We start from the raw sequence: 15,925 nt of genomic DNA, 5'->3' as shown, positions 1-15,925 counted from the left end.
GGCAACCCCGGGCGAACCCGGGGCTCGCGGTATCCCTAACCGCTCCAACTGACTACCCAGAGACGGCGGGAGGCCACCTCTTCGGTTGTCCGAAGGTACACCGGCATGGCGCGCGGGGTCACCGCGCGGACAGACCGGCTTTGCCCTACCAACGTACGTCAGGTAGGTCCGTGTTCCCCGCCGCTATGGGCAATGTCGCGTTTGTGAATGACACACTTCGCGCAGGGCGTACTTTTCAGCCCGCTCCGTATACGTGAGGGGCGAGAGTTCCGATGAAGGGAAGGTTGCGATAGCGCTCGGCGTAGTCGAGGCCGTAACCGATCACGAACTCGTTGGGAATGTCGAAACCGATGTACTTCACGTCGATCGGCACCTTGATCGCGTCGGGCTTGCGCAGCGCGGCGCAGATCTCCACCGAGGCGGGGTTGCGCGACTTCAGGTTGTGGACCAGCCACGACAGGGTGAGACCGGAGTCGATGATGTCCTCGACGACCAGCACGTGGCGTCCCGCGATGTCGGTGTCGAGGTCCTTGAGCACCCGCACGACACCCGACGACCTGGTGCCCGCCCCGTAGGACGAGACGGCCATCCAGTCCATCTGCACGGGCAGGCGCAGGGCCCTGGCCAGGTCCGCCATCACCATGACCGCGCCCTTGAGCACGCCCACGATCAGCAGGTCCTGCCCCGCGTAGTCCTCGTCTATCCGGCTCGCGAGCTCCTTGATCTTGGCCTGGAGCTCATCCTCGGGAATGAGGACCTTCGAGAGGTCCCGGCCCATGTCAGCTGCGTCCACCTGGAATTTTCCTTACGAAACGGGGCTGGCTGGCTGTCTGGCGAGTATCAGGGTGTCATACCGGCGAACCACCCTCACCCCCCCGGGCACCTCCACGCACCGCTGCCCCCGCCACGCGGTGATCAGACGGTCGACCTGGAGGACGTGCGAGGCGGCGAGCGTGCCCGGTGGCGCTCCCGCGTCGATCGCCGCCCTGCGCAACACCCTCCGCCGCACCGCGACGGGAAGATCCTCCAGGTCCCGTACGGCCACCGTCACCGTCGCGATATCGCTAAGAGCGCAATCTTTCACGGCGACGCGGGCGTAGGACTCCCCGGCCCAGGCGTCGAGCGCGTCGGCGTCGTCGCGGCACAGGGACGCGGTCCTGGCGAGCGCCTCGGCGACACCGGGGCCGAGCTCGTCCTCCAGGGCGGGCAGCAACCGCTCCCGGACCCGGACCCGGGTGTAGCGCGGGTCGAGGTTGTGCGGGTCTCCCCATGGGGACAGGCCGAGCGCCGCGCAGGCCGCGACGGTGGTCGCGCGGCCGAGTTCCAGCAGCGGACGCCGATAGATCCCGGTCCGCGCGGGCATCCCGGCCAGCGACCGGGTGCCGCTCCCCCTGGCCAGCCCGAGCAGTACGGTCTCCGCCTGGTCGTCCCTGGTGTGCCCGAGCAGCACGGCCGCCGCCCCGAGGCGTTCCGCGGCCTCGGACAGGACCGCGTACCTCGCCTGCCTCGCCGCCGCCTCGGGTCCGCCCGAGGTGCCGACGGAGACGGGCAGCGCCTCGGCGAGATCGAGTCCCAGCCCTGGCGCGAGCCGCACGACGTCGCCCGCACGCTCGCCCGAGCCCTCCTGCAGGCCGTGGTCGACGCTGAGCAGACCGGCACGGAGCCCCGCGCGGGGCGCGACGAAGCCCAGCGCGGCGGCCAGGGCGAGGGAGTCGGCGCCGCCGCTGCACGCGGCCAGTACGAGAGCACCGGGCTCCAGGTCGTCCAGTGCGAGCCGTACGGCGCGTCGGACGTCGGCGACGGCGGGATGCGGACCCATGCCCGCCATTGTCCGCCCTGCCGGTCAGCCGACCGCACCCCCGGCGGGAATGGCCGGAGTGCCGTTCACCCTGGCGATCCAGCGCGCGGGATTGGAGATCTCGTCCTGGGTGGGGAGCGTCTCCGGCGAGGTCCAGACCTTGTTGAAGCCGTCGATGCCCACCTGTCCCGCGACCGTGCGGACGAAGGCGGAGCCCTCGGCGTACTGCTTCATCTTGAGGTCGAGGCCGAGCAGCCTTCGGACCGTGCGGTCGAGACGGGACCCGCCCTCGCGACGGTGGTGGAACTTGGCGCGGATGTCGGCGACCGAGGGCACCACCGAGGGGCCGACCGCGTCCATCACGTAGTCGCCGTGCCCCTCGACCAGGGTCATCACCGCGGTGAGCCGGTCGAGGATCACCTTCTGCTCGGGCGTCTGGATCGCGTCGATCAGGTTGCCCTCACCGCCCCTGACGACGTCCGTGAACGTGCCGGCGGCCGAACGCAACCGCTCGAGCAGCGCGGGCAGGTCGATGTCGGAGGCGAGCAGGAAGTCGGTCGTCTGCGACCTGACGTACTCACGCAGCCAGGGGACGCCGGTGAACTGCACCCGGTGGGTCTCCTCGTGCAGGCAGACCCAGAGGCGGAAGTCACGCGGGTTGACGTTGAGTTCCTGCTCGGCGTGGACGATGTTGGGCGCGACCAGCGTGAGGCGCCCCGTGGGCGCCTGGCCCGTCGGGTCGGGCGGCAGGAACAGCTCGTACTGCCCCAGGACGCGGGAGGCGAGGAAGGCCAGCACCGCGCCCACCTCGACCCCGGTGATGCGTGAACCCACGGCGCCCACGATCGCCGGCGCCTGGCTCCCCCTCGCCGCCATCCGCTCGGTGAGCGGCTCCAGCACCACCCGGAACCCGTCGATGTTGGCCTTGATCCAACCCGGCCTGTCGACGACGGTCGCGGTCTGCGGCGCGGTCTCGGTGTCGATTCGGGTGAACTCGCGGACATGCCCCTCGGCCTCGCGCGAGAGCCGCCGTAAGTCGGCGACGGCCTGCCGGGCCTCCTCTCGGCTCACTTGCGGCCCGGGGCGCACCAGGCGCGTTCCGGTCGCTACGGCAAGATCCCAGTCGATCACCTGCATACCGTCCACCGTACGTGCTCTCCCCCCGAGTCGCGCACCCGGAACCCGTGATCAACCGGCGGCGACCGCGGCGGCGAGCCTGTCGAGGGCCGCCTCCGCCTTGCCCCAGCCGGGCGGGACCTTGTCCGCCATGAAGGCGAAGGTCACCATGCGTCCGCTCCGCGTGGTGGTCATGCCCGCCAGCGTGTTGACCCCGTCGAGGGTGCCCGTCTTGGCGCGGATCAGCCCGTAGGCGGAGTGGAGCTTGTCGAACCGGTGCCCGAGGGTGCCGCTGAAGCCGGCGACCGGCATGCCGCTGATGATCGGGTGCAGGCCGGGATTGGCCGGGGAGGCCGCCGCCGCCACCAGCCGGGCGAGCGCCTCCGGGGCGATGCGGTTCTTCGGCGACAGCCCGCTGCCGTCGAACACCAGCACCCCCTTCGCCGCGCCGAGCCTGGTCAGCACCTTGCCGACGGCCGCGGCGCCGCCGTCGAACGAGGCCGGCTCCCCCTCCTTGATCGCCACATGCCTGGCCAGCGCCTCCGACAGGTCGTTGTCGCTGAGCGTGAGTGCCCGCTCGACCAGGGCGTAGACCGGCGCGGAGTCGACCCTCGCGATCTCCTGCGCGCCCGCCGGGGCCTTGGACCGCCTGGCGGACTTGGAGACCGTGATCCCGTACTTCGACAGCAGCGACACGAACGCGCCGTGCGCCGTACGGGAGGGGTCGGAGACCCGCCGGTCACTTCCCCGCGCGGCCCTGCCCTCGTCGACCATGAGCGCCGTGACGGGGGCGACGCTCCCCTCGGGCACGTAGCCGGGCTTCCACGTGGCGGCGGTGCGCGGCCCCGTGTAGAGGAAGTCGTCGTAGGCGACCGTCACCTTGGACACCCCGGCCTCCTTGAGCGCCCTGGCGGTGCGTGCGGCGAGGACGGTGAGCGAGGCGGGCCGGGGATAGACCGGGCTCGCCGCCGTTCTGGGACTGGCCAGGGTGGGGTCGCCGCCCCCGACGAGGATGATCGAGCCCGGCGAGGCCCCCCGCACCACGCGGGTGCTCAGCCTGGCGTCCGGTCCCAGTGAGGCCATCGACGCGACCGCGGTGACGACCTTGGTGGTGGAGGCGGGGGTGATGCCCGTGGCGGCCCCGCTGTCGAAGAGCAGGGCGCCCGTCTCCGCGTCGAGAACCGCGGCGCCGACACTTCGTCCCAGTGCGGGGTCACCCAGCGCCTCGGTCAGCCGCCCCGCCAAAGTACCCTTGGCGGGGAGAGGGCCGCTCCCCCCCGCAGCCAGCACCGGACCCGCGGTGATGATCGGGACGGGAGGCGGCTCGGCCGACACGACGACCGTCTCAGGCTCACCCGCGACCAGCACACCGCTGGCGAGCAGGTGCGCCCCGGCCGCGACGACGAAAACCTGCAGCAGGACGAGAGTGACCAACGCCACCCACCGCTCACGCCGCATTACCGTCGCCGTCCTCTCATCATCCGTATCCAAAAGGCATAAAACGCCTACGAGACATTAACGCCCAACCGGGGGTGCCCGGGGGGTTGAGTGGAGGAAACGCGGTGGAGTTCGACGTTCTCGTTGAGATTCCCAAGGGGCAACGGAACAAGTACGAGGTGGACCACGAGTCAGGCCGCATCAGGCTCGACCGCATGCTCTTCACCTCCACGCAGTATCCCGCCGACTACGGCTTCATCGAAGACACCCTCGGCGAGGACGGTGATCCTCTCGACGCCCTGGTGCTGCTCCAGGAGCCGACCTTTCCCGGCTGCCTGATCAAGTGCCGGGCGGTCGGCATGTTCCGGATGACCGACGAGAAGGGCGGCGACGACAAGGTCCTGTGCGTCCCCGCCACCGACCCCCGGATGGAACACATTCGCGACATCCACCACGTTCCCGAGTTCGACCGCCTGGAGATCCAGCACTTCTTCGAGGTCTACAAGGACCTGGAGCCCGGCAAGTCGGTCGAGGGCGCCAACTGGGTCGGCAGGGTGGAGGCGGAAGAGGAGATCGTCCGCTCCATCAAGCGCGCCAAGGACGACACCCACGGAAAACACTGATCCTTGACCGGATAATTACCCGGTCCTCAGCCCGCTCCCCAACCGTTCGCCCCCTGACCGATCATCCTCCGACCGACTCACACTCCCCGACGGTTCGCCCCCCCGAACAGTCACTCCCCGACCGGTCGCCTTCCGACCGGTCACCGCTCAGCCGGTCGTCCTCTGGCCGGTCGTCACGTGGGACGGGTCGCGCCAACAAGATCGCTACGCCACATCGGCGCGACCCTCACCACGTCCCCCGTCTGCGGGGCGTGCACCATCAACCCTCGGCCGACGTAGATCCCCACATGGTGGATGTCTCCGGGATCGCCGGTGATCTGCCCGTAGAAGAGCAGATCACCCCGCTGGAGCTCACTGAGCCGCACGTGCGGGCCCGCGGTCCACTGGGTGCCGGTCCAGTGGTCCAGGGCGACCCCCACCCGCTCCCAGGCCCGCATGGTCAGCCCCGAGCAGTCGTAGGCGGACGGCCCGGCCGCCGCCCACACGTACGGCTTGTCGAGCTGGGTGAGCGCCCAGTCGGCGGCGATGTCGCCCCTGGCGGAACCGGCCGTCACATTGAGCGCCCAGCGCGAAGCGGTCTCTCCGGAGGCCACCGCCATCCGCGCCGCCTCCCGGCGCACCGCGGCGGCCTGTTGTCGAGCGCGCTCGGCGCTCTCCCTCGCGATCCTGGCCTGCTCCAGGGCCGCCTCGCGCCTCCTGGCGAGCAGGTCGGCGGCGTCGCGCGCCTCGTCGGCCAGCTTCTCCAGCCGAGCCTGCTCCTCCTTGATCCGCCGGGTCTCCTCGACCTGCTCGGCGACGGCCTCCTCGGCGGCGAGCTTCGCCTCCTCCGCCCTCGCCTGCGCCTCCTGTCGCTCGGTGTAGGCGTCGTCCGCCTGCGCCTTCAGGATCGCGAAGACCTCCTGGGCGTCCCGCAGCTGCTTGAGCGTCTCCGCCTGCCCTCCGCCCATGTGGACCAGGATGCTGGCCCGGCGCAGATAGCCGTCGTCCATGGGGCCGCCGCTGTCGGTCATCATCGCCATCATGGGCTGGGTGATGTCCAGGCCGCCGTAGCTCTGAGCGGTGATCGCGGCCACCGCCTCACGGGCCTCCCCGACCTCCAGGCCCGCCGTCCTCGCCCGCTCCGCCGCCTGCTCCGCGAGCTCCTTGGCGCGAGCCGTCTTGACCAGCTCCCCGTTGTACGACTCGACGAGGCGCTCCGCCTCGGCGACCAGCTCCTCCAGCCTGGCCTGCGCCTCGGCGACCTGGACCGTGGTCGCGCCGAGCCTCTCACCGCGCTCGCGGGCGACGGCCCGCGCTTCGGCGACCTCACCCGCCGACGGAGCCGGTACGCCGCCCCGTACGGCGTCGTCGGCCGGTCCCGGCCGACCGGGAACAGCGCCGGCGGGGAGCCCCGGCCCGGCGATCAGGCAACAGGCGAGGCCCGCCACCGCGGCGGCATGACGGCGCCGTCTGACTGAATGCATGCGTCTCCCCCCGGAGTCCCCCTTGTCACCGCCTCTTCGCGGTCCGGCCACGTGTCGCGGTCTTGTCCGCGCGACGCGGCGCGACGCGACACGACGCGTCACCGCGTACCAGGCGGCCTACCTCAGCATTCCCGTTCGTCACTCTGAACACACATGTCACTTACTCACCGTAGCCATCGCCCGCCACACTATCCTCGCCGACAGGGGTCTGCCCGCGATCCGCGCTGGTCGAGATCCGTTCCGGACCCGCCCCCTCCCCGGTCCGTCCAGGACCGGTGGACGCGGGCCGGAAATCGTCAGGGGCCTCCCCTCGGCCGGACGTCAGGTGGTCGGGGTTGGCACGCGAACGTCGCGGGTGGGTGAACGTGGCTCGCGAAGGTCCGGGCTCGGCTCGCGGAGGTCTCGCGTCGGCTCGCGGGGGCCTCAAGTCGGTCCGCCGAGGTGTCGGGGCCATGCGCGGAGGCCGGTGCTCTCCCCTCGGGCCTGTCACGTCGCCCGGTGGCCTTGGATTCGCCCGAGGAGAGCCTGGTGCCGTCCACGGGGGCGCCGGGGTCGCCGGCCGATGAGGAGTCCGGCAGCGGCGGGAGGAGTGTCCGTGGTGATCACGGGATGGGTGGTGCCTGTCCGGCGCGCCGATCCCGGGGGCACCCGGTGGCACCGGCGACGGGGGCGGAGAGGGCATGGCCGGGTTCTCCGCGGGAGCGGCCGGACGGTCGGCCGCTCCATCACCCGGCGCCCCGTCATCGGATGCCCCTTCGTCGGCAGGCCCTTCGCCGGACGACCCGTCACCGACCGGACCGGGTGGCCCTTCGCCCGGAGGTTCGTCACCCGGCTGCCGAGACCGGCTCTCCCCCCGGTGGCCGACCGGGCCCGGCACTCCCGGCCGCCGGTCGCTCCGCAGGTCGGGTCCGGTGGCACTGACCGGCTCCGTCACCCCGAGCGAACCGATCCGCTCGACGGCCGCCCCCTCCCCGACGGGTTCCGACGTCACGGGCGCGCCCTCTCGCCCGGATTCTCCTGCTCTCCAGGAGTCCGAAGGCTCCACCACCGCCGGGAACGCGTCCGAGGCGGCATCGGAACCCGTGCCCTGCGACCCGATCCCCGCCTGGACCAAAACCAGGGCCAGCGCCGTCACCGCGGCGACCGCGGCCGCCGCGCCGGCGAGCGCGTAGGGCCTGCGACGGCTCCCGCGAACCCTGCCGACGGGGAACCCGGCACCGTCGAGAGGACCGGCTCGATCGGCGACGTCGCGCCGGTAGGGGACCCGCTCGGGGGCGGTGAAGTGACTCATCACCCACGCGCGCAGCGTGGGCGGCAACGCGACGAGGGGGAGCAGGTCGTAGACCTTCGCCGCGGAGACCTGCCTGACCCGGTGCGGGGCGCAGGTGTCGCAGCGGTTCACGTGGCGGATGACCCGCTCACGCGCCTCCGGTGTGAGCTCGCCGCCGAGGCCGGTCAGCATGCGGGCCCGGCTCGCGCAGTCGTAGGGCCCCTTTCGGACGAGGACCTCCGTGGTGACGACGTCGCGCAGGCGCTCCCTCGCCGACTCGTACAGCGCGCCCGCGACCTTGGGGGTGACGCCCAGCACCGCGGCGAGGTCGATGGGGCCGAAGCCGTGGCGGCAGCTCAGGTCGAGGATCTCCCGGTCGTCGGGTGACAGGCTCCGCGTGGCGTTCCAGGCCATCACCCGCAGGTCCGCGTCGCCTCCGGCGGCGACCGCCGGAGCGGGGTCCTGCGGGCCGTTCCCCTCGCCGGGATCACGCCGTACGCACTCCCCCCGAGCGAGTGCGTACAGCCACGCCTCCAGCCGACGGGCGTCGGTGAGCGCGTGAACATGGGCCTCGGCGGCGATGAGGGTGTCGAGGAGCGCCGACTCGGCGGCGCCGGAGGTGGCGAGCATAGAACGGCAGTATCGGTAGATGCTTTCCGCGTATGAGTCGTAGAGATCGGCGAGGGCTCCGGGACTCCTCGCGCACAGCGCTGCGACCAGGGCACCGTCAGTCATGTAATCGAAGGTAAGCGCTGAGTAACCGCGAGTGCAGCACTTCGCGGACGGCAACTTCGATTGTCTTTGAAATGTCATCGAATCAAGTAAGAATCTGACGTGAATGACAATTATAAATACCAGAGAATGGCCATATAGCCCGAATTGAGCGTGCATATCGGAGCACTGTGGAAGGTCTCCCGACCGCGGGCGTCCGGCCCCGCGGCCAAGGACGGACGACCACGGGCGGACGGCCGGAACGTCCGGCGACCACGGGCGGACGATGACGAATCTCCCGCGACCACGGGCGGACGGTGCCGGACCTCCCGCGACCACGGGCGGACGGTGCCGAACACCCGGCCGATCACGGACGAGCGACCACGGGCCGTCAGGGCGTTCGGCGATCACTCACGGGTGGCCGGCACCCGCGAGGGGCGCCTGCCTGCCCCGGTCCTTGGCGAACGGGGGCATCTTCGGCTTGACCGTGTTCAGCGGCAGGGAACCGCCGAGGGCGAGCTGCTCGAAGGGACGGCTGCTCGACCCCCAGGTGCGTGCGCTCACCTCGGCGGAGGCGATGTCGCGGGTGTTCTGGACACTCTTGATCTGCATGATGAACCGGCGCTTCTGCCCCGCCTGGACGTTGTCCACGAACGTGCTCCCGCCGCCGAGCAACTTGCCCCGCTTGTCGCGCAGGAGCGCGGTGACGGCCAGGCTGCGGGCCGGTATCACGTACGGGGTGCCGACGTAGCCGGTGACGAGGTAGTCGCCGTCGGCGGTGCGGTCGGTCAGCACCTCGCGGATCGGGAAGGGCTGGAACGCCGAGACGATCCGGCCCGCCTGGTGCCAGTGCGCCGGACGGTACGTGATGCTCACGGTGGCCGGTTTGTCCTGGGTCACCGCCTGGCCGGTGAAGGGGAGCGTCCCCGCGGGGGGCACGGCGTCCAGCGGCTGTTCGAGCCGGACGACCTCCTTGCCCTGGGAGTTCTTGGCCACCACGGTGGCCACGACGTGCTCGCCGAAGTGCCACGGGTTGGTGTTGGCCAGCACTCCTGCCCAATTCACCACATACCCATCGTCACCCTTGACGATGGAGGAGGCCTGCTCCCTGACCGCGAGCGGTTGGAGCGCGGCGGCCTGCTTCGTCTGCTCGTCTTCGGTGCATCCGGCGCATCCGATGAGGAGGAGGGCGAGGGCGCCGACGATTCGGGTGCTGTGCGTCACCTAGCCGTGATAACCGGCCCGCGGTCCCCGGCCCACCTGGACACGCCGGAAACGGCCGGAGTCTTTACCTCTGCCGGACCACTCTGGCCTCGTCCCATACCGGTTCGGATGATTCGTAGACCTTTCCGTCGGCGCCGAAGACCAGGTACCGGTCGAAGTCATCGGCGAACCAGCGGTCGTGGGTGACGGCGACCACGGTCCCGTCGAAGGCGTCCAGCCCTTCCTGAAGAGCCTCGGCACTGGCCAGATCGAGGTTGTCGGTCGGCTCGTCCAGCAGCAGCAGGGTGGTGCCCGACAGTTCGAGCAGCAGGATCTGCAGCCTCGCCTGCTGGCCGCCGGAGAGCGTCTCGAAGCGCTGCTCGGCGATGGTCCCGGCCAGCTCGTAACGGGACAGCACCTTCATCGCCTCGTTCTTGAGCCGGGCGTGCTCGGTCATGACGATCTCGCAGGGCGTCCGGCCGATGAGCTCGGGGCGTGCGTGCGTCTGGGCGAAATGGCCGGGGACGACCCGTGCGCCGAGCCTGGCCACACCGGTGTGCCTGACCTCCTCCCCGGCGATCAGACGCAGGAAGTGTGACTTGCCCGAGCCGTTGGAACCCAGCACCGCGACCCGCTCGCCGTACCAGATCTCCAGGTCGAACGGCTTCATCAGGCCGGTGAGCTCCAGCTTCTCGCAGATCACCGCCCGCTTCGCGGTCCGGCCGCCCTTGAGCCGCATGCTGATGAACTGCTCCTTGGGCGCCGCCTCCGGCGGCCCGGCCTCCTCGAACCTGCGCAGCCTGGTCTGGGCCGAGTGGTACGCGGCGGCCATGGTGTCCATGTACTTGGCCTTCTGCTTCAACATGAGGACCAGGCGCTTGATCTTGGCGTGCTCCTCGTCCCAGCGCTTCTTCAGCTCGTCGAGGCGCTCGTTGCGCTCCCTGCGCGCCTGGGCGTACGTGCGAAACCCTCCGCCGTGCACCCAGATGTTGCCGGACTCGACGGTGATGATCCGGTCGGCCGCGTTGGCCAGGAGCTCCCTGTCGTGGCTGACCAGCAACACCGTCTTGGCCGTCTCACGCAGCGCCCGCTCCAACCAGAGCTTGCCCGGCACGTCCAGGTAGTTGTCCGGCTCGTCGAGCAGCAGCGTCTGGTCGGGTCCTCGCAGCAGCGCCTCCAGCACCAGCCGCTTCTGCTCACCGCCCGACAGCGTGTTGACCTCGCGATACTTGCAGTCGTCGTACGGCATGCCGAGGGCGGCCATCGTGCAGGTGTCCCAGAGCACCTCGATGTCGTAGCCGCCCGCGTCGGTGTAGTCGGTGATGGCCTGCGCGTAGCGCATCTGCGCCTTCTCGTCCTCGCGCTCCATCATCACGAGCTCGGCGGCCTCAAGCTGCTCGGCCGCCTGCCGCACCCGCTGCGGGGCGACGCTGACCAGCAGGTCGTGCACGGACCTGCCGTCGCGGATGCTGCCGATGAACTGCCGCATGATGCCCAGGCCACCGGAGCTGGCGACGCTCCCGTCGACCGGCTGCAGGTCGCCCGCGATCAGCCGCATCAGCGTCGTCTTGCCCGCCCCGTTGGGTCCGACGAGCGCCGCCTTGACCCCCTCGCCGACCCGGAAGGACACGTCGTCCAGCAACGGCCGCCCATCCGGCAGAACGTACGTCAGATGCCCGACCTCAACGTGCCCCACGACGATTTCCTTTCAAAAGGCCCTCGCGCAGGGTACCCGCCGGTTTCGCCTATGGGCATCTGGATTCCGCTGGTACGACACGGCATCGCGATCGGTGCCACTACGGGGCAGTCCTCCACTTCCAAAAACAGGAGTGATTTGAAATCAAACGGCTACCCAGAGTAGCAAGTATGCTATAGATGCATAGTACTATTCATCTATGAGGGACATTCCGCCGTTGCTGCTTCCCGTGTTCCGGTCCAACGCCGTGGGCGAACTGCTCGCCTGGCTGTACCTCCACCCGGAGAAGGAGTACTCGACGACCGATCTCGCCAAACGGACAGGCGTATCCCAGCCGACCGTAAGCCGCGAGATGGACCGCTTCGCCGCCGCCGGGCTGACCCGGGAGAGACGGTACGGCAACCTCCGCCTCATCCGCGCCGACACCGACACGATCGTCGCCAGGCCGCTCACCGACCTGCTGGCGGTGACCTTCGGCCCGGCAGCCGTCCTGCCGCGCCTCCTCCGGCCGATCCAGAACATCGACGAGGCGTACATCTACGGCTCCTGGGCCGCCCGGCACGCGAACCAGGCCGGGCCGCCCCCGCGTGACATCGACGTCCTCGTGGTGGGCTCCCCGGACGAGGACGAACTGTACGACGCGGCACGAGCGGCGGAACACCTCCTCGGCCGCGAGGTGAACATCAGCCGGATCTCCCCGGCGTCGTGGAACGCCGACCAGGGCGACCCGTTCGTGACGTCCCTGCGGGGCAAGCCCCTCCACCCCCTGATTCAGAACCGGAGAACATCGTGAGATGGATGCAAGGACGCGACCGGGTCGACGCGATGTCGGCCGGTTGCCGGTCCGTCGACTCCGTCATATGGTACAAAATTCACAAATCATTACTTTTCTTGACATGAGTAATTAAATCCATTTAAGGTGCTTTTTCGGGATTTTTGTCAGAAAAAGATGATCAACCGAAACCGTTATCGGTATTGCACTTTTGGTTACGGACAATCCCATACCAGGGCAAGACTGTACGTTTATTCATAAGTCTGAAAATGTTTGCAATGAGGTATTTGTTTCGCCAGTGGCGCTGATTACTCTCCCGATCATGGGTTCTCAACGGGAGGAGCACCTTTGTCGCTGAAACTGCGTCGCATCATGTCGGCGATCGCCGCGGGGGGACTCGTCGTTCTGACAATGGCGAGTCCGGTGGCCGCATTCGCGCCGCCGTACATCAACGAACCCACCGGTCCGTACACACTGCCGGTGGACGCCAACGTGCCCAAGCGTGGCTGCACCACAACGCTGTCCGACCCCAAGGACGCGAGCGGAAGCACCCCGGCCATCCAGGTGATCTACGCCTGGCACGACGGCGGAGGGAACAACTACGAGACCCACGTCGAGCAGATCGCCAAGCTGGTCGACCGGATGGACCTGGAGCTGGACGAGTCCACCGACTACGACCAGCACCTGAAGCTGAGCTGCCGCACCGGCTACGACACCAGCACCTACTCCGGTTACGCCCGCGCGCTGGTGATACCGGAGAAGATCGAGGCCGGCGTGATCGGCGGCGAGACCTCGGTGGACAAGATCACCGATGATCTCGGCGCGGCGGGATACGACAACGCCAACCGCAAGTACGTGGTGTTCGAGGACTTCAACGGGACCGCGAACGGCTGGTGCACGACGACGTGCGCGGCGACCACCGACGACTGGTCCAGCGCCACCATGCTGCACGAACTGATCCACATCGGCGCGGACAGTTTCTACGTGGACCATCCCAAGGTCACCGAGACCATCGACTACCTCAGCTATCCCGACATCATGTCCAACCAGACCTACGACTGGCAGCTGGACCATGACTTCAACAACTACTACGACCCGAGCGAGACCACGGCGACCTTCTACACCGGCAACGAGGCCGGTGACACCCGCAAGGTGAACGTCGCGGCCTGGCCCTACTTCACCACCCCCACCTGCTGCGACATCGGCTACAGCAACGACCTGCTGACCGCGCAGGAACGCACCGTCGAGGCCGACGCGCCGTACGCCACCCCGACCGGGTTCAGCGTCTCGGGCGGCGGCTGGATCCAGGTGACCCCGCCCGGCCCGACGTCACAGATCTCGGCCAAGCACTACGACGGCCGCCGGTCGCTCACCATGAACGTGCAGTCGTACGCCGACGGCGTCGTATCGGTCACCCGCAAACCCGCGGTGACCGCCGGCCAGACCTACAAGTTCTTCGCCAAGATGACCACCGCCACCTCCGGCAACGTGAAACTGCGCCTGTCGTGGTACAACTCGTCCAACACCCTGATCTCCAGCAGTGACGGTCCGAGCACCGCGCTGACCACCACCTGGACGGAATACCGGCACAGGGCGACCGCCCCGACCGGAGCGGCCAGCGTCCAGATCTCGGTGGTCAGCCCCGCCGGCCAGACCTTCGCCTACCAACTCGACGCCCTCCAGCTCAACCACTGCAACAACGGCAAGACCACCGACGGCTGCCGCCTGGACAGCTGGCAGTGACCTCCGGCTGACGAATCGACCCAGCGCCTCCCGGCGGTGACCCGGTACACCGGAGCCCGCCGGGAGGCGCTGGGGCGCCCCTTGCCGCGACCAACGAAATTTCTCCGTCACCCGGTTCTCAGCCGCCCTCTCCAGGTGGGTCCGCGCGGTTCGCGATCATGGGTTGGGACGGACCGTCGCTACCAGGCCGCCGACATCTCCTGCGGGGCCCCGAGGGAGTCCAGGGGCTCCTGACGAACGAGGACGGTCACCTGTCCGTTCTCGTCCAGCCTGCTCAGCGGGTAGAAGTTTCCCGTGAAGAGCAGGTGGCGTCCGGTGGCGTCGTACTGGAACATCTTCCACCGGGGAATGCTCCTGCCGGCGTGTTCCGCGCCGAACAGCGTGCGGATCTTCCGGCCGTCCACGACGGAGTACTCCTCGATCGTGTAGCGGTGCGGTCCCCGACCGTCGGACAGGTGCCTGCGGCCGACCAGCATCCTGTGACCGTCCGGGCTGATCGTCGCGGCATCCGGGGCGTCCACCCCCTGAACCACCGTCCGGCCGGCTTTGAGCGTGTCACCGGCGGCGGCCGTGTCAAGGACCCGGGCCTGCGACATGGTCACGAAGCCCAGCGTGCGGCGGTCGGCCGCCCACGACAGGCTCCAAAGGTCGCCGGTGGCGTTCGTCGTCCAGGTACGCGTCTTCCCGGTGGGCAGGTCGACGACCGTGAGCCGTGCTCCGGGGCAGAAGCGCAGCGTCGCGTCCTTGCCGCACACCTCACCGTCGACGCTGTAGGCCAGTCGGGTGCCGTCGTCGGTGACAGCGAGAGAGGACGCGGCCGTACCGGTCACCGGGGAGATCACGTCGCGTGCCAACTCCGTGACCTTTCCCCGCTCGTCGATCCGTATCCGGTGGAACCACGTGGTGCCCACCGCCGTCTGACGGGACAGCACACTCTGGGCGACGTAGAACGTTCTGCCCTCTCCGGTTCCGGCGAGCAGATATCCGCCGCGCACACCCCGGGTGCTCCCTTCCGGGGATCGAGGCATCACAACCCGGTCGGTGACCTTACCGCTGTGGGCGTCGCGGACCGTCAACCCGTCGTTCCCCGCGACCAGGAGGAAGCCGGGGCCGGGCTGACCTTCCGTCACGGGTTGTACCGCCCCCGAACCGCGCAACCCGGCCCCGACGGCGACGCTCACCACCACGACCGCCAGTGCGGCCAGCAGCGGAGCCATACGGAGGGAGCCACGAAGGCGACGAGCGGCCCTCGGTCGTACCACCTGGTCGGCGGGTCGCAGAGTCTCGGTGCTCACCAGTTCGGCACCGGCGGCGAAGGCGTCACGGAGCCGGTCTTCGGTCTGCGGGGTCATCGGTCCTCCTCCAGTTTCGCGGCGAGCGTCCTGAGGGCTCGGGACGTGGACGACTTCACCGTTCCGCGGCTGACCCCCATCACCTCGGCGATCTCCCCCTTCGACAGGTCGAGGTAGTAGCGCAGCACCACCGCCTCACGCTGACGGCGCGGCAGTGCTCGAACGGCGAGGAAGACCTCTCGCCGGGTCTCCCCGAGCAACACCTCGGCCTCCGCGGACCAGAACGGCACTTTCCGGTCGCCACCAAAACGCCGAGTGATCACTCGGCGCCGGTGGACCATGCGGCAACCGTTGAGCACCGCCGTCCGCAGATAGGGGAGCATCTGGTCGTGGTCGGTCAACCGGCTCCACCGGCGGTGAATCGCCGCGAAGGCGTCCTGCACGACATCCTCGGCCGTCTCCCGGTCCCCCACCAGCAGAAAGGCGAAGCGGACGAGGCCGAGACGGTGGGTCATGAACAAATCGGTGACGACGGCGTCGCCCGGAGCGGTCGCCGCGTGAGCCTCCGGCGGCGGTTTCTCCACGACACTCCTGATCTCAGACTGCATGCCTGCTCCATGCGTATCCCGTCGATCAGGTTGCCTCGGGACGGCGGATCGGTCCCCTTCTCAGTGAAGTGAGGTGGATGTGCGCCTCTCCCCGCAGCATGGCGTGGGGGCCCAACCGACATGTGACGAGAACAAAAACCGACAGTTCGCGAGTCGATCACCGACATTCGACGGGAAGAAAAACCGGCACACC

The 15,925-nt window shown here is 69.1% G+C and carries 13 protein-coding genes; 3 read left to right on the top strand and 10 right to left on the bottom strand.

What is annotated here, in order from left to right; translation table 11 throughout:
* Positions 1-235 precede the first annotated feature (235 nt).
* Genes hpt through dacB form a run of 4 tightly spaced genes read right to left on the bottom strand, consistent with a single transcriptional unit; the run spans position 236 to position 4,372 of the window.
* Positions 236-793: a hypoxanthine phosphoribosyltransferase gene (gene hpt, locus AB0B90_RS17055; RefSeq protein WP_350941551.1), complete on the bottom strand. Its 558-nt coding sequence runs from the start codon at positions 791-793 to the stop codon at positions 236-238.
* A gap of 12 nt (positions 794-805) precedes the next feature.
* On the bottom strand, positions 806-1,819 hold the full coding sequence (gene tilS / locus AB0B90_RS17050) for a tRNA lysidine(34) synthetase TilS (protein ID WP_362923295.1): 1,014 nt from the start codon (positions 1,817-1,819) through the stop codon (positions 806-808).
* Between the two features lie 24 nt (positions 1,820-1,843).
* Positions 1,844-2,935 carry a zinc-dependent metalloprotease gene (locus AB0B90_RS17045; protein ID WP_350941553.1) on the bottom strand — a complete coding sequence of 364 codons (1,092 nt, stop codon included), beginning with the start codon at positions 2,933-2,935 and terminating at the stop codon, positions 1,844-1,846.
* Between the two features lie 51 nt (positions 2,936-2,986).
* Positions 2,987-4,372: a D-alanyl-D-alanine carboxypeptidase/D-alanyl-D-alanine-endopeptidase gene (gene dacB, locus AB0B90_RS17040; RefSeq protein WP_350941554.1), complete on the bottom strand. Its 1,386-nt coding sequence runs from the start codon at positions 4,370-4,372 to the stop codon at positions 2,987-2,989.
* Between the two features lie 104 nt (positions 4,373-4,476).
* On the opposite strand from dacB, the gene AB0B90_RS17035 reads away from it, so the two are divergent.
* Positions 4,477-4,974: an inorganic diphosphatase gene (locus AB0B90_RS17035; RefSeq protein ID WP_350941556.1), complete on the top strand. Its 498-nt coding sequence runs from the start codon at positions 4,477-4,479 to the stop codon at positions 4,972-4,974.
* A gap of 173 nt (positions 4,975-5,147) precedes the next feature.
* Here the strand turns inward: AB0B90_RS17035 and AB0B90_RS17030 are convergent, their stop codons facing one another.
* The 4 genes from AB0B90_RS17030 to AB0B90_RS17015 all read right to left on the bottom strand — a co-directional run bounded on the left by AB0B90_RS17030 (position 5,148) and on the right by AB0B90_RS17015 (position 11,317).
* On the bottom strand, positions 5,148-6,437 hold the full coding sequence (locus AB0B90_RS17030) for a C40 family peptidase (RefSeq protein ID WP_350941558.1): 1,290 nt from the start codon (positions 6,435-6,437) through the stop codon (positions 5,148-5,150).
* Positions 6,438-6,597: 160 nt separating this feature from the next.
* Positions 6,598-8,442, bottom strand: coding sequence for a hypothetical protein (locus AB0B90_RS17025; protein WP_362923292.1), 1,845 nt, complete (start codon positions 8,440-8,442; stop codon positions 6,598-6,600).
* Between the two features lie 387 nt (positions 8,443-8,829).
* Positions 8,830-9,642, bottom strand: a complete 813-nt coding sequence (locus AB0B90_RS17020; protein ID WP_362898012.1) for a hypothetical protein — start codon at positions 9,640-9,642, stop codon at positions 8,830-8,832.
* Positions 9,643-9,706: 64 nt separating this feature from the next.
* The gene (locus tag AB0B90_RS17015; protein WP_350941564.1) at positions 9,707-11,317 is read right to left on the bottom strand and encodes an ATP-binding cassette domain-containing protein; all 1,611 of its coding nucleotides are present in this window, start codon (positions 11,315-11,317) and stop codon (positions 9,707-9,709) included.
* Positions 11,318-11,516: 199 nt separating this feature from the next.
* Between AB0B90_RS17015 and AB0B90_RS17010 the strand changes: the two genes are divergently transcribed.
* Together AB0B90_RS17010 and AB0B90_RS17005 are read left to right on the top strand one after the other, a co-directional pair.
* Entirely contained in the window at positions 11,517-12,110 is a 594-nt protein-coding gene (locus AB0B90_RS17010) for a hypothetical protein (protein WP_362923290.1), read from the top strand.
* 327 nt (positions 12,111-12,437) lie between these two features.
* Positions 12,438-13,832 (top strand): hypothetical protein, encoded by a 1,395-nt coding sequence (locus tag AB0B90_RS17005; protein ID WP_362923288.1) that lies wholly within the window; start codon positions 12,438-12,440, stop codon positions 13,830-13,832.
* Between the two features lie 179 nt (positions 13,833-14,011).
* On the opposite strand, the gene AB0B90_RS17000 is transcribed toward AB0B90_RS17005, so the two are convergent.
* Both AB0B90_RS17000 and AB0B90_RS16995 read right to left on the bottom strand, forming a co-directional pair.
* The gene (locus AB0B90_RS17000; RefSeq protein WP_362923286.1) at positions 14,012-15,184 is read right to left on the bottom strand and encodes a hypothetical protein; all 1,173 of its coding nucleotides are present in this window, start codon (positions 15,182-15,184) and stop codon (positions 14,012-14,014) included.
* Positions 15,181-15,732, bottom strand: coding sequence for a SigE family RNA polymerase sigma factor (locus AB0B90_RS16995; RefSeq protein WP_362923284.1), 552 nt, complete (start codon positions 15,730-15,732; stop codon positions 15,181-15,183). Before AB0B90_RS16995 ends, AB0B90_RS17000 begins: the two co-directional genes overlap by 4 nt.
* Positions 15,733-15,925: the final 193 nt, after the last annotated feature.

It is taken from the genome of Streptosporangium sp. NPDC049078, from assembly GCF_040648855.1.
Taxonomy (GTDB): domain Bacteria; phylum Actinomycetota; class Actinomycetes; order Streptosporangiales; family Streptosporangiaceae; genus Streptosporangium.
This window is presented reverse-complemented; position numbering and strand designations above follow the sequence as displayed.